General features: G+C 53.3%; 12 protein-coding genes. 5 read left to right on the top strand and 7 right to left on the bottom strand.

What is annotated here, in order from left to right; translation table 11 throughout:
• Positions 1 to 26 precede the first annotated feature (26 nt).
• The 6 genes from ACZ52Z_RS17745 to ACZ52Z_RS17720 all read right to left on the bottom strand — a co-directional run bounded on the left by ACZ52Z_RS17745 (position 27) and on the right by ACZ52Z_RS17720 (position 8,931).
• Positions 27 to 1,910 (bottom strand): DNA/RNA non-specific endonuclease, encoded by a 1,884-nt coding sequence (locus ACZ52Z_RS17745; RefSeq protein ID WP_464268109.1) that lies wholly within the window; start codon positions 1,908 to 1,910, stop codon positions 27 to 29.
• Complete coding sequence (locus ACZ52Z_RS17740) at positions 1,891 to 2,019, bottom strand: hypothetical protein (RefSeq protein ID WP_464268108.1); 129 nt, start codon at positions 2,017 to 2,019, stop codon at positions 1,891 to 1,893. Before ACZ52Z_RS17740 ends, ACZ52Z_RS17745 begins: the two co-directional genes overlap by 20 nt.
• 275 nt (positions 2,020 to 2,294) lie before the next feature.
• A complete protein-coding gene (locus ACZ52Z_RS17735; protein ID WP_464268107.1) occupies positions 2,295 to 3,638 on the bottom strand; it encodes a sigma-54-dependent transcriptional regulator in 1,344 nt (447 codons plus the stop codon).
• A 21-nt stretch (positions 3,639 to 3,659) separates the two neighbouring features.
• Positions 3,660 to 5,318 (bottom strand): sensor histidine kinase, encoded by a 1,659-nt coding sequence (locus tag ACZ52Z_RS17730; RefSeq protein ID WP_464268106.1) that lies wholly within the window; start codon positions 5,316 to 5,318, stop codon positions 3,660 to 3,662.
• A 312-nt stretch (positions 5,319 to 5,630) separates the two neighbouring features.
• Entirely contained in the window at positions 5,631 to 6,914 is a 1,284-nt protein-coding gene (locus ACZ52Z_RS17725) for an MFS transporter (protein ID WP_464268105.1), read from the bottom strand.
• Between the two features lie 328 nt (positions 6,915 to 7,242).
• A complete protein-coding gene (locus ACZ52Z_RS17720; protein WP_464268104.1) occupies positions 7,243 to 8,931 on the bottom strand; it encodes an L-lactate permease in 1,689 nt (562 codons plus the stop codon).
• Positions 8,932 to 9,715: 784 nt separating this feature from the next.
• On the opposite strand from ACZ52Z_RS17720, the gene ACZ52Z_RS17715 reads away from it, so the two are divergent.
• Positions 9,716 to 10,477, top strand: a complete 762-nt coding sequence (locus ACZ52Z_RS17715; protein ID WP_464268103.1) for a 3'-5' exonuclease — start codon at positions 9,716 to 9,718, stop codon at positions 10,475 to 10,477.
• Positions 10,474 to 10,794 (top strand): carboxymuconolactone decarboxylase family protein, encoded by a 321-nt coding sequence (locus ACZ52Z_RS17710; RefSeq protein WP_464268102.1) that lies wholly within the window; start codon positions 10,474 to 10,476, stop codon positions 10,792 to 10,794. The genes ACZ52Z_RS17715 and ACZ52Z_RS17710 overlap by 4 nt, the downstream gene beginning before the upstream one ends.
• Positions 10,795 to 10,879: 85 nt before the next feature.
• On the opposite strand, the gene ACZ52Z_RS17705 is transcribed toward ACZ52Z_RS17710, so the two are convergent.
• A complete protein-coding gene (locus tag ACZ52Z_RS17705) occupies positions 10,880 to 11,896 on the bottom strand; it encodes a serine/threonine protein kinase (RefSeq protein WP_464268101.1) in 1,017 nt (338 codons plus the stop codon).
• Between the two features lie 423 nt (positions 11,897 to 12,319).
• Between ACZ52Z_RS17705 and ACZ52Z_RS17700 the strand changes: the two genes are divergently transcribed.
• The 3 genes from ACZ52Z_RS17700 to ACZ52Z_RS17690 all read left to right on the top strand — a co-directional run bounded on the left by ACZ52Z_RS17700 (position 12,320) and on the right by ACZ52Z_RS17690 (position 14,010).
• Complete coding sequence (locus ACZ52Z_RS17700) at positions 12,320 to 12,961, top strand: rubredoxin-like domain-containing protein (protein ID WP_464268100.1); 642 nt, start codon at positions 12,320 to 12,322, stop codon at positions 12,959 to 12,961.
• 146 nt (positions 12,962 to 13,107) lie between these two features.
• The gene (locus ACZ52Z_RS17695) at positions 13,108 to 13,608 is read left to right on the top strand and encodes a rubrerythrin family protein (protein ID WP_464268099.1); all 501 of its coding nucleotides are present in this window, start codon (positions 13,108 to 13,110) and stop codon (positions 13,606 to 13,608) included.
• A gap of 132 nt (positions 13,609 to 13,740) precedes the next feature.
• Complete coding sequence (locus tag ACZ52Z_RS17690) at positions 13,741 to 14,010, top strand: rhodanese-like domain-containing protein (RefSeq protein ID WP_464268098.1); 270 nt, start codon at positions 13,741 to 13,743, stop codon at positions 14,008 to 14,010.
• Positions 14,011 to 14,032 lie beyond the last annotated feature (22 nt).

The raw sequence follows: 14,032 nt of genomic DNA, 5'->3' as shown, positions 1-14,032 counted from the left end.
CAACTGTTCCTGCCCGCGCTCACCTGCTAGAGGGTGATGTCTGTCGCCGAATCCACTACCCGGTATCCGCGATGTTCAATCATTCCCAGCGGGTCATGCATCGCCAACTGCCCGAAACGCAGCCCGGCCTTATTTTCCACCAACTGGATCGGTACCTGGTAGGTTTTGTATTCACCGAATACAAACTCCAGATCTTCAATGAACCTGGCCTGACTCAGCAGGTACCCGGTTGCCGACAACTGACCGGTAAAGGTATTGACACACACCACTACCTTCCAATATTCCTGTGGAACAAGCACATCTCGATACTCCCGATCGCATGTTCCGAATACCGGACCGGTAAACACACTGACCTTCAGCTCGTGGGTAGCCGCATTGTCGAGGATATACGCCTCCAGGTCAAGCCAGCTCCGTTGATTAAGCTGGGCATGCTGGGGATGAGCATTAGTGTAGTAAAAAGTATCCTCAGCAGCCTGGGCAGCCTCCTGCCGCGATTTTCCCCATGCCGGATCAAGGCGACGAACCAGATGGCCCCGATCAAGGGGGTTATTTCGATAGAGTTCATTGCCCACCTGGTAGCTTTCGTCCATCCGTGGATCAAGCGCCCATCGATCGCGACGACGGGGAATGGCATAAAGTTGCTCTCCATCAATGTTACAGGCCGTAAACAGTGCCAGCCTGCGCTGCTTGTGCATTACCACGGTGAAATGCAGATAGTGCAGGCAACCGTCATCTCGCCCCTTCACCGGGGCGATGCTTGCCGCCTCAGCCTCAGGGAGTGGAACCGTCTCGCCAAGAAAGGACGGATTGTACCCACTACGGGACTGCAGATCGGCAGAGATACTCTGGTCCTCTTGTGCGGCAGGTTCGGGGAAACAGATCACACTTCGTCCACGCAGGTCCGTCAACCGGGCCCTGATCGTCTCACTGGTCACCGCAAAGTTGTTTTCCCGATAGGATCCGGCAAAATGCAGCGCAGCGGCCTTTCCATCCTCAAGATTGATAACGACCGAACCCGAGTTTCCCCCGAGTGTGGTACAGTCGTGGGTCAATATAAATCGATCTTCCCGGACGCCGGTTACTTTACCCGGGCTCAACCGCTTGACGTCATAAATATTTTTAAAGATTCGTTCCATGACAAACGGATCATTCCTCGCCGCATCCCGTGCCGGGTAACCGATGACCGCTATATCATCGCCCCGCTGTGCAAGCCTGGTTGAGAGCTCTATCGGTGACGGCAAGTCGCCGTGGCGTTGCAGACGAACCAACGCCATATCCGGCCTGCCAGGTCCCTGCTCCTCGATAAAGATGACTTCAGCCACCTCCACTTCAAAGGCCGGGTCAGGGGAGTTAAATTCTTCGTTAAAATCTACCTGGACATCAAGACGTACACCAAAGGGGTTGGTCCGAAGGACAATCTGGCTCCCCTGTGCAAAGGCAAAATAGGTCGCGACATGACGGTTGGTTATGAGGATATCTTCTTCGATCATCCATCCGGTCCCGACATACTCCATGGTGGGATCATTGAGTAACTCCACTCGCCCCACTTTGGGAATTGCCGCCTCGAGCAGGCCAGCTGTAGAAGCAAGCCTTTCTCTGACGACCTGCAATTCTGGCTCCTCCCAGATACCACCCCGGATGAGAAGCGCTGGCCTGCCGGTGGCAAGGATAATCGCCTCAGCCGAACCGAACCGGCCGGAGACCACGTCCCTGCTCTCCAAAAGACCCTGTGCGGCTTGAGCCGTTTCCATTGCCAGCGTCTCTCCTTCAGCGGCATCGGCCTTGCCCGCTGCAGCAAGCACAGCGGTATCCTTGTCCCACAGTTCCGGCCGCGCCTGTAACTCTTCCACTACTGCTGCATCATGCAGCAGTGAGGTCAATGGTGCATTTTCATTTTTTTTTCTCTTCATTACTGCCATGCTCCCTGCTCAAGCCAGCGCCTATCAGCAGACCGCCCTGGGGGGTTGACCATCCCAGAGGCATGTCCTGCTGCCCTGAAACATACTGAGCAATTGTCATACCAATTGGCCACCAAAACATCGGATATGCCCCAGTCCTGTCTCCAAGGTGCAACAGCAAGCGTGGCACAGACCATGCCAAAAGACGTACTGGTGCATATACACCAGTTATGGTGGTGCATTTACACCACTCACCATTTTGAGACCAGGTAAGGAAGAGAAGCGAACGGCAGGCTGTTTGTCAGCCCGAAAAGCAAAAGAAAGAGAAGAACAACTCCTGTCCATCCTGAAAGGCAGGCCCTCTCCAGCGAGAGGAACAGGTGATGGCGCTGAAAGTCAGAAGGCGCGATGTATAGCGTATTTTTTCATCCGATAACGCAGGGTATTTCTGGTGATCCCTAGTTTTTTCGCTGCCCTCGACTGATTCCAGCCGCTCTGTTCGAGTGCATCCTGAATAAGTTTTTTCTCATGAGAGGAAAGGTCAAGTACGGTGCTGTTGTTTTCCTGGGGTACGATCTCCTCAGAGCGGATTTTTTCCGGCAGCATATCCTCGGTAATCGTCTCTTTGTTACAGACCAGCACCACTCTTTCGAGCACATTGCGCAACTCACGCACATTACCCGGCCAATGGTAACTGGAAAGCAGGCGCATAACCCCTGCTGACGGTACAGCCCGCTTTTTTTTCTGTTCGCTGCAAAAAACATCCAGAAAATAGTCAACCAGTTCTTCAAGGTCCTGTCCGCGATGTCTGAGCGGGGGTACATGCAGCGGATACATATTGAGACGGTGATAGAGGTCACTCCTGAATTGTCGACTGGCTACCATTCGATCCAGGTTACGATTGGTCGCGGCAATAATTTTCACATCCACAAGCTGCGGTTTGGATGAACCAACCGGTGTAACCATTTTCTCTTCAACAGCATGGAGCATTTTCGGCTGAAGGTCCAGGGGCAGATCACCAATCTCGTCAAGAAAGATCGTCCCGCCGTCAGCCTGCATAAATGCGCCCCTTCTGTTTTCCACCGCACCGGTAAAGGCCCCCCTGACATGACCAAACAGTTCGCTCTCCAGCAGATCGTGGGGGATAGCCGCACAATTCACCCGGATAAAAGGTTTTTCCGACCGTCCGGAATATTCATGGATTGAATGCGCTATCAGCTCTTTGCCGGTACCGGATTCACCAGTGATCAGGACGGTCATCATGGTCGCACTGATCAGCTCAATATCAGCGTGCAGCCTGCGCATGATATCCGAGGAACCAATTATCCGCCCAGTGCAGGCACTGCTGATTTGGGATACCCCGCTTTCTTTGCGGTTATCATTTATCGCCTTGTCCACTACCTTGACGAGCTGCTCGTTGTCGATTGGCTTGGTCAGGTAATCATATGCCCCCTGTTTCATTGCGGTGACGGCACTTTGAATCGTGCCAAAGGCGGTGAGAATGATAAGCGGGGTTTGCTGGTATTTACGATTTCGAAAATCAAGCACCTCCAGGCCGTCTGCCCGTGCCATCTTCAGATCGGTAAGGACAGCATGCGGTTGTACTTCATGCCACAGCGCCATACCCTCGATCCCGTCTTCAGCGGCCTTGACCTCATATCCTGCACCGGAGAGGACCAGGGCCAGCAGATGACGCATACGCTGTTCATCCTCAATAACCAGTATTCGGCCTCGCTTCATCAGTATTCCATCCGCACGTAATTAGGCTTCCGCTGCTCCATCATGCCCCACAGTGACCAATGGGCGCAGCGGCAGACGAATCACCACCGTTGCCCCTCCTTGATCACGATTGAGCAGCTTGATACTCCCGTTGTGGGCACGGACAATCTGCCGGCATACCGGCAAACCAAGCCCCACCCCCTTTTCCTTGGTGGTAAAAAATTTTTTAAACACCAGCTTTAAATCATCCTCTGCGATTCCGGGGCCAGTATCGGCAATGATAATTTCAAGACGCTGCCGGTCAATCTCCGCAATGGTTATGGCTATTGAACCGGTTCCCCCCATCGCCTCCTCTGCATTGGCGACACAGTTAACCAACACTTGACGCAACTGCTGAAAGTCGGCATAGAGCACCGGGAGGTTCTCCGGCATCCGGACATCTATCTTCACCGAGGAGGAATGTTCATCACATTCAAGCCACTTGCGCATAAACGCTTTCATCTCCGCATGAAGATCAACTTTTCTGAACTTGGGCGGTTTATGCCGGGCCAGACCGAGCAGATTGTTGATCGCCAAATTAAGACCATCCACCTCCTCAATAACATACTGCAGCAGGTTCTGCTGTACATCGAGCGGGCGCTGTTCACTGAGCAGGTACTGTGCTGAACTCCGAATGATACCCAGGGGGTTGATCAGCTCATGAGCGAGCATGGCGGTCATTTCGCCGAGGGCGGCCATTTTTTCCGCCTGAACGAGTTTATGAAAGGTGGTCTGCAGCTGGTCGTTGCTATTGACCAACGATTCCAAATTCAGGGAATTAACAACGGCAATGGATACCTGGTTCGCCAGGGTGCTGAATGCCTGCACATCGCGGCTTGTATACTCAGTTCCGTCCTTTCTCGGACCGAGCAGCAACATGCCGGCAAAAAGTGAGCCCCCCTGCAGACCGTACACCAAGGAAAATCCGGCTGCCTCTATCCCCAACAGCTCATCGGTGAGAACCGGTTCGCCAACCACCCGCTGACAGAAATAGGACTGGTGACCGTCCCGAAGCAGCTCGATCAGGCGACTTTCTGACCAAAGATTGGTCCCGAACCGCAAATTTTCCGGGTAGAGGCGACTCCGTTTTTCCTCCATAATCATCAGCCCAATCGCAGTTATCTGGAATTTCTGCGGCAACTCATTTACCAGTATTTCTACCAGATCGGGCAGGTTGAGGGTGGTTGCAATCCTGCCACTGAAGTCGCACAGTAAATTCTGGTAATCGGGACGTCCGCCAAAAATAACCCGGTCCACCGTATATTGGACCAGTCGCCTCAGCGGGCTGTAGACCAGTGCACACCCGAGAATGACCAGCAGCAGAAGTTCGGTTGGTACGTCCCTGGAGTTGGGAGATAATTGATCAAGAACAGCCAGCAGGCAGGCATATAAGCCATAGAGCATCCCGAGCAGGACACCGAAGGTAAACCCACTGCTTAAGAGACGATCCAGATCCACCCTGAAAAAAAAACCGGGCCCGAGAAAAAGGAGGAGAAAAACAGTGCTCGCCACACCTGCCGCAACAGGCAAAGAAAGAAGCTGGTGATCAAGGATCAGGAGCGGCAGCATGTGGAGGTAGACAAAGGTCAGCAAACCGAACCAGCAGCCTATAAAGGCGAGAATGGGAAGGTCTTTTTTGCTGATCAGCAGAAATCGCGACATAGAGAGTAGGTCCGGCGATAATCGCTCAGTGGGACAGGGAGGGGCCGGAATTGACGACCATTTCCAGTGCTCCTGCGCGCACTTCAATCATTGGCAACCTTAGCACTGCAGGATCTGCATCCTGCGGACTGAAATACGGCAAGGATCCGGTGACCCGAAACTGCTTCCTTATACCTAACTATATCAAATCAGGCGGATAATCGTCAATGCTAACAACAGCTGGCAAAAAACCACTGCGCGGCAACACTTTTCATCATTAGTGCGGCTGAGCCCTTGTTCACCGGCACCGACCACCGATGTGGCAGGCCCCACCTAGTCACTGGATCGGCGCAGCCGGAGAAGATAGGCCCCCCAGAGCCCGGCAGGAACCAGAAAGAGCAAAGCCAAGACCGCTACAATGGTGCGCGGAGACACGCCGGCTCCCAATGCCCTGCCTGTCAACACTGTCGACAGACTCATGGTCAGGGTCAGCAGTGCCATTTCCGCGGCAAATACTCTCCCGCGATACTGCTCATTAACCCGTAAATGGAGAAGCGCTGAACTGAAAACCCACTGAATGGAACCTCCGACATGTCCGACGAAGACCAGCAGACAGGCAATGTAGAGATTGGGCGCCTGACTGAACAACAGGTAGGCACAAGCCGAGAGAACAAAGGCAAAACCAATTGCCCGGCGCATATCTGTAGGACGCGAACCGAACCAGCGCCACGCAAGAAAAGGTCCAACAGCCGCCCCGAGGCCGCGCATGGAATAAAACAATCCGCTCAATCCACCACGACCACCTTCAGAGAAAACCTGCTCTCCGAACACCGTCAGCATGACGAGAATACCGCCGGAGAGGGCCCATCCACTCTTGACCAGCAGCAGCGCGCCCACTCTGGGATGTTGACGCAAATAATGCAATCCTTCAAGGAGCGAGGCTATACCGGTAATCGTTGCAAGGGATAGCCGACGTTTTTTTCGTGGACGAGCGAGCAGCATGACCGTACTGATGAGCCCTGCTGAGCCAACAAAGGTGACGCAGTCGATAATAATGGCGGCTTTCCACCCCAGCCAGGCGGTGACCAATCCCCCCAGGGCCGCACCAATGGCTAAATTTATCGACCACGACATCCCAAAAAGCCCATTGGCGATATTGAGTTCCTCTTTGGAGCATAGGTCGGGAATCGAGGCTTGGCGGGCAGGATGATTAAACGTCCACACCGACTCCTGGGCAAATGCCAACAGGTAAATGAGCCAGGCCTGCGATGCTTCCCCTGCCAACAGGTAGCAGGAAACCACCGCTGCACGCAGCAGGTCGCAGCAGACCATTATCGTCTTACGGCTGAACCGATCGGCAACCACGCCGGCAATGGGGCCAAGCAGGGTCGTGGGAAGAAATTTGGCCACCAGAAACCAGCTGATGGCTTCACCCGATCCGGTAATCTCCGCCAGCAGAACAAAGATAGCAATATAATTGAACCAGTCACCGACCTGGCTGACGATGGTTGCCAGCCAAAACCGTCTGAATTTCCTGTTGGAACCAAGAAAACGGAGATACGCGCTTAGTTGACCGGCTACCGGGACCTCAACGTCTTTGTCTGCCTCGCTGACCATGCTGCTATCGTAGGTGGATACCGCTGACAGATGTTCTTCGTTGCCCCGGCCCCTGAGCAGCTGCCGGAGATTTTTTGACTAGCTCAATTCATAGCAGACCTTGAAAAAATTATCTCACACTATTTCCGGTGCCGGTTTGAGCCTTATCATGCGACACTGGGGAAGAGCGCACTGTCATCCATCAGAGGCTGCCGCAGCTCCACCATGGACAGGGCAGAAAGGGTGCACAGTTTCCCAGGAGGAAAAACTAACAAAAAAAGCCTGTATTTTCCGTCATGTCGAGACGGAAAATACAGGCTGGAAAGAGCGCAGATAAACAACGACCGGTTTAAAGAAGAGGATCGGTTATGCCGAAGACATAGACCGCCAGAAGTCCCAAGACACCGGTTGCCATCACATAGTATATGGTCGGCAGGGCAGTCATGCGCAGGGTCTTTCCTTCCTGGCCAAGCAGACCGACAGTAGCGGATGCTGCAACAACATTATGAATGGCGATCATGTTGCCCGCTGCTGCGCCAATGGCCTGAAGCGCGACCATTATAACTCCTGAAATACTGAGCGCACCGGCCACTTCAAACTGAAACTGACTGAGCATCATATTGCTGACTGTATTGGAACCAGCGATAAAGGCGCCCAGTGCACCAACGGTCGGAGCGAATATCGGGTATACAGCACCAAACGACTCGGCCACGAAACTGGCCATGGCAACCGGCATGGAGGCAAGGTCCGCTCCATTGACGCCGGAATTGATAAGAATACGGACCATGGGGATAGTGAATACCAAAACAAACCCTGCTCCAACCAGCGTTTTTCCGGCATCAGCAGCTGCATTGGCGAGCTGAGACACCTTCATCCGATGGAGAAAGAGAGTCAGCAGACAGACAAACAGCAGAATTCCACCTGGAAGGTAAAGCGGCTGAATGGACGCACTGATACCGGTTTCTCCCAAAATATTGGTGAAACCGAAACTCACACTTTTCAACAGCCCTTTAAAGGGAGCGGAAACACGACTGGCAACCAGGATAAGGGCAACCAGCACATACGGGGTCCAAGCCAGGGGAAGGGAAATCTTTCGTTCATCTTTATTCGGCTGCTTTGGCGTAAGATTGCCCAGCCAGGTGCCAGGCCACATACTCTGAGCAGGAAAATCCCATACTTTTTTCGGCAACAGAAAGCCTTTTTTTGCTGCCGGCACGACGATGGACAGGCCGACCAGTGCACCGACGATGGATGGAAACTCCGGCCCGAGAAAAACACCGGTTAATGCATAGGGAATGGTAAAGGCCAGCCCGGCAAACAGTGCAAAAGGCAGCATGCGCAACCCTTCGGCCCAGCTTTTCTTCTCACCGAAAAAACGGGTCAGCATGGTTACCATCAACAGCGGCATCAGGGTACCGACAATGGCATGGCCAATGGCCACTTGAGAGGTAATCATTTGCAGAAAAATTTCCCAACTGGAGCCAACCGAAGCAAGCTGCTCACTGAGGGCCCCATGATCGAGTCCGTTGGTCACCCCAATCAGAATAGGCGTACCCACCGCACCGAAAGATACAGGAGTGGACTGGATCATCATCCCTACCATCACCGCAGCAAGGGCGGGAAAACCAATGGCGACCAGCAGTGGCGCAGCAATGGCCGCAGGTGTACCAAAACCGGATGCACCTTCGATAAAACAACCGAACAGCCACGCGATAATGAGTACCTGAACCCTCCTGTCAGGGCTAATGTCGGTAAAGCCTGCTCTGATGGTGGAGATGGCGCCGGAGTTCTGCAGGGTATTGAGCAGCATGATTGCCCCAAAAATGATCCACAGCACGGCACCGGTAACGACGATTCCCTGCAAGGTCGATGCAAGGACTCGACTAAAACTCATATCCCAGAAGAGCAGTGCGACGGCAGCCGCTGAGAGATACACCACAGGCATGGCCCGCCTGGCAGACCAGTGGAAGCCGAGCAAGAGCACCGCTGCCAGGATAATTGGAGTTGCAGCCAGTATGGCCTGTACAGTCATTGACATAAAACACCTCATCAAAATTGTTTCCAAGACGGGAGAACATCTCGATGCTGTTCTCCAGCCGTGTTTAACGGCTCGATCATCATGTACCCGAAAACAGCTGACGACCAAACCCCTCCCCGGCGACCAGGCGTACGCGGCCTGCATAGATCAGTAATTGGTACTACCAATACGGGCCAAACAAGCAGCCTTTCCACCTCCTTATTGCAGCCAATGGTATCGGGGCAAAACAGGGCTGTCAAGCAAGATATTTAGTCTTATTTTTAGGTTAACGTCTTATTTTTAGGACAAAAAACCATAAGCCAAAGATATCATAGATACTAACTCGCTCCTGCTTCTTAATTGGTAATACCAATTTATTTTTCTTTACTCTCTTCTGCACCTGCAGGAAACTCTCTCGGAAAAACATTTGTATCTGCAGCAGTTCATATAATACGCTGTCTCCTCTTCATGTTCGTGGGAGAGAGCTGCGGCCAGGTGAAGTCCCGACCTCACTGGATCGCCGTGTTGCTCTCCCTTCCCTTGCGGCCCTGCATCCCATTGACCTCCGGACGAGGCTGCTGTGTGTTGTGGCCGCTATTTGGAATCCATATATTGGTTGCCATTTCTCTGCTTGTTCTGGTAAAGGTTCGCTTCTTTCTATTCACAAACTCCTGTTGTTGTCATCCTATGCAGTACCAGCAATGCGCTCCAGCCCTTTGTCCGGCAGATCCATTGACGTGCTGACAAGGATGCTCTGGAGGCGCTTACCCTTTTCACCCCCATCTACCTAACCTGTATTCGATTTATGCATTGTTCAAGCCAACCACAGCAAGGGGTCCACAGCCCCCTCTCACCACCACCGCTCACGACTCGTCGACTCTCCAAAGAGGCCATCAACGCTCTCCCTCTGGGCAGGTGGGAGGGACCGACCTGTCTGGTATCCGCTCCTGAGCAGGTCGCTCCCGCCACCCGACGGCTCCAGACAGCTTCCATTCTTGGCTTTGACACCGAAACCCGTCCTGCTTTTCGCAAGGGGCAACGCCATCTGCCCTCGCTGCTGCAATTGGCAACCAAACACGAAGTTTTTCTGTTTCAGCTCAAACGGACAGGGCTGCCGCAGGAAGTGATTTCCCTGCTCAGTAACCAGGCGATCGTCAAAGCAGGTGTAGCGCCCCGTGACGATGTGCTGGCCTTGCAGGAATTCAGCCATTTCACCCCTGCCGGTTTCGTGGACCTGGCCTCGCTGGGGCGAAATTTTCAGCTGAGGCATTTCGGGCTTCGAGGGCTGGCTGCAGTGACCATGGGGATTCGTATTGCCAAATCAAAAAAAATCAGCAACTGGGCCAAGGATAACCTTTCTCCCGGACAGCTGGTCTATGCGGCTACCGATGCCTGGGCAGGGAGGGAAATCTACCTGCGGTTGTCTCGGGAACACGCTGCGCACAGCACCGAGCACGGTGGGAAGAAAAAAAAGGGGTATGACCTGAAAAGGGATTGCCGCACGCTGCATTACGGCTACTATGAGAGGCAGTCATCATCAACAACAGCCATGGGAGAAAACAGATGAGCAGCGAAAAACCAAACAGCCACTATCAATACCTGGTGAACACCTTTCCCGAGGTCCTTACTGCGGTCGAAAACCTCGGTTCCACCATCCGCACAGCGGGTCCGCTGGATAGAAAAACCACGGAACTAATACAACTGGGGGTAGCTGCAGCCGCCCAATCTACTGGTGCCGTGCACTCGCACGCCAAGCGTGCCATGGCCGCCGGAGCCACGGTGGAGGAAGTGCAGCATGCCCTGCTGGTTCTGATTTCCACAATCGGGTTTCCTAAAATTGCCGCAGCGCTGGCCTGGATCCAGGATATAGCTGTTGATCGCTGATTAGCGACCAGCGGGGATCACCGCATCACTCTATTGAGCCCAGCCACGGTCAGCGAAAACGCTGGCCGGGCAGATGCGTTCACTATCAATATGGTTCTACTCTATTACCGGGCAGGTCCACCTTTTCCTGCAGCCGCTCCAACTGATCTTGCAGATCGGCGATTTCCTGCTGCCAGTAGGCACGTGAACCAAAATTCGGCATCACCGCTGAGTGCCCATCCTCTTTGACCTGGTACGCGCACCATGCCGTATAGTGCACAAATCGCATGGCCCGGAGAGGTTCTATCAGCACCAGGCTTTTTCGGTCAAAATGGCGAAAGGTCTCATACCCTTCGAGAAAGATATCGATTTCGACAAAGGCGGACTGCAGGTCTCCGGGCAACAGCATCCAGAAGTCCTGCACAGGGGGTCCGGTGACCATATCATCAAAATCGATAAGGTAATACGATTCGCCCGGACGATAAATCAGGTTACCGGAATGGCAGTCACCATGAATGCGGATCATCTCCGTCTGCTCAAACAAGGGGGCTGCAGTGGCGATCAGCCGATGGACCAGGCCGGTGTAAGCCGAAGCAAGCTCTTGGTGCAGCAAACCGCTGGCAAGGATATAGTCCAGTTGGGCCTGCGTGCTCTGCCCGGGCTCCATCCGCGGTCTATGCGTGAAGGTTCCCCCGGAACCGATCAGATGCATCCTCCCCATTAACCGTCCGAGAGCAGCCCACTGCTCATCATTGAGTTCATCGACCAATCGCCCGCCGCGCTTGGGAAAGAAAGCATAATTGATCCTGCCGTAGCTTCCAAGCGTCTGCCCATCCTCCAGCGCTAAAGGAGCAATGACCGGAATCTCGGCTTCCGCCAACTCGTTGAGAAACGTATGTTCCTCAAGCAATGCTTCCTTTGTCCATCGCCCAGGACGAAAAAACTTAACTATAACCCCCTCTCCATCCTCGTCCTCCAATTCATAGACCCGATTGATATAGCTGTTCAACGGCCGGCACACATTGGTCAGATACCTGCCGAGCTGCTGTTCGGCGATGTTGAGGATGGTGTCTGGAGTCAGGCCATTGAAGGCACCGCCACCCTGTGTTCTCTTGTCTTCCACTCAGCGCTCCTCCACTTCCCAGATAAGTCGTTCCACCTGCCGTGCTCCTTCCCGGTATTCTTTGCCGACAAGATACATGTATGGTAATATTTGTTGTTTTTATTGTGGATTACTCTTCCTTGTCCTGCACGCCATGACGCGTTCGACCGGTACACGGCTCAGCGCCACAGGGAGGAACTGGCCTTAACAGGTACCCGCGCTGCACAGTCCCCCCTTACGGATGGGGAAGAACAGTCCTTATGGCGCTCAGGAAGCCAAAATGGGCAGCTATGCAAAAATCGCATCCATGCTGACGTTCTACGGCATTCTCCTCTTTTTTGCGATGAAATTAGTTGGCCACAATCATACACTCACCAGGCCCGGACAAAGACATGACCGGCGCCGGTTACCTGCTGTTCAACCTTTTTTTACAGGAGAGCTTCTATGAAACGATGGGAATGCACGATCTGCGGATATATTCATGAGGGGGAAACCCCACCCGAGGAATGCCCGGTCTGCGGCGCTGACAGCAGTGCATTTATTGAAGTGGTGGAGGAAACAGCCGCTGACCAACAGCAGCAGCCACCTGCCGAAGACACAGCTTCCGTCAATACAGCAGCTGTGAACGAATCCATGCTGGACAAGGTATCCGACCTGATCCTTCGCTTCCACCTGCACCCGATTATGACGCATACCCCCAACGGTATTATTCCCCTGGCATTTCTGCTGATGCTGATGGCCTGGATGATTGGAATGCATTCCTTTGCGACGGCGGCCTTCTACAACCTGGTGTTTGTCCTGCTGGCCATGCCCCTGGTCCTCTATACCGGATGGGTAACCTGGCAGAAAAAATATAAGGGGGCAATGACCTCGCTTTTTCGGATTAAAATCGCGGCCTCTCTGGTTTCCACAGGGCTGCTGATCATTCTCGTTATCTGGCAGGCAGCGCGACCGGACCTGCTCACCACCCCTTCTTCAGCCAGAATGCTCTTTGTCCTGCTGGCCTTTCTGCTCCTTGGTGCAGTCGGTATAGCCGGCCACCTGGGCGGCAAGCTGGTTTTTGGCGGGGCAGGAACCAGGCGCTAATGATAATTTATATTAAATGATTTTTATTCTCAAAAATATTGCAAACTTTTGCAGGATACGTTACACATCTTGCATATTTGTTCGATCGACCCTAACTCATCAATACCTTTTAGGTAACCAACACAATCAACAAAGGAGTAAAACCAATGGCAACCACCAATGAAAACCTGCAGGAAGCCTTTGCCGGCGAGAGTCAAGCAAATCAGAAATACCGTGCATTTGCAAAAAAAGCAGAGAAAGAAGGCTTCGTCAATATTGCCAAACTTTTTCGAACCACCGCTGAAGCAGAACGGATTCATGCAGAAGGACACCTGAAGGCCCTGGACGCTATTGCCTCTACCGCTGAGAACCTCCAGGCCGCTATTGACGGTGAAACGCATGAATTCACCGAAATGTACCCCCCCATGGTTGACCAGGCCGTTTCCGACAGCCACAAGGCAAAAACCATGTTTAAATTTGCTGTGGATGCGGAAGAAGTCCATGCCCAGATCTACAGCAAAGCCCTGGAAGCCGTAAAGAATGGAACTGATATGGATGTCAGCGATTTCTATCTCTGTCCGGTTTGCGGATACATTGAGCTCGGCGCAGCACCGGAAAAATGCCCGGTTTGCGGCGCTAAACAACAGGTATTCACCACCATCGCTTAACGCTGCTCCTCCCGGTGCCGGCACCCTTTCCATGGAAGCCGGCACCGACCAGCGCCTCTCCTCTTCTTGCTCGACCAACGGCAAGGAACAGGGTCCACTGAAAACGCCACCTATTCTTTCGGAGGTATGAAAATGAGTAAACATCTCATACTGTTCCTTCTGCTGAGCCTTCTTCCTTCGTTGCCGCTCGCAGCCGCATCAGCGGTACCGACCATGGAACCGCAGGAACTGCAAGAGCTGATGGGCTCGCCTGAACTGGTCATCCTTGATTCCCGCTCTGCCGGCGCCTGGTCGCAAAGTTCGGAAAAAATTGCCGGCGCAATTCGCGCCTCCTCAAGTGAATACAGGGTCTGGAAAGATACCTATCCCCGTAATGCGACGATAGTCCTCTACTGCAGCTGACCGAACGAAGCAACCAGTGCCA

This window comes from Desulfogranum aggregans (assembly GCF_055398265.1).
This window is presented reverse-complemented; position numbering and strand designations above follow the sequence as displayed.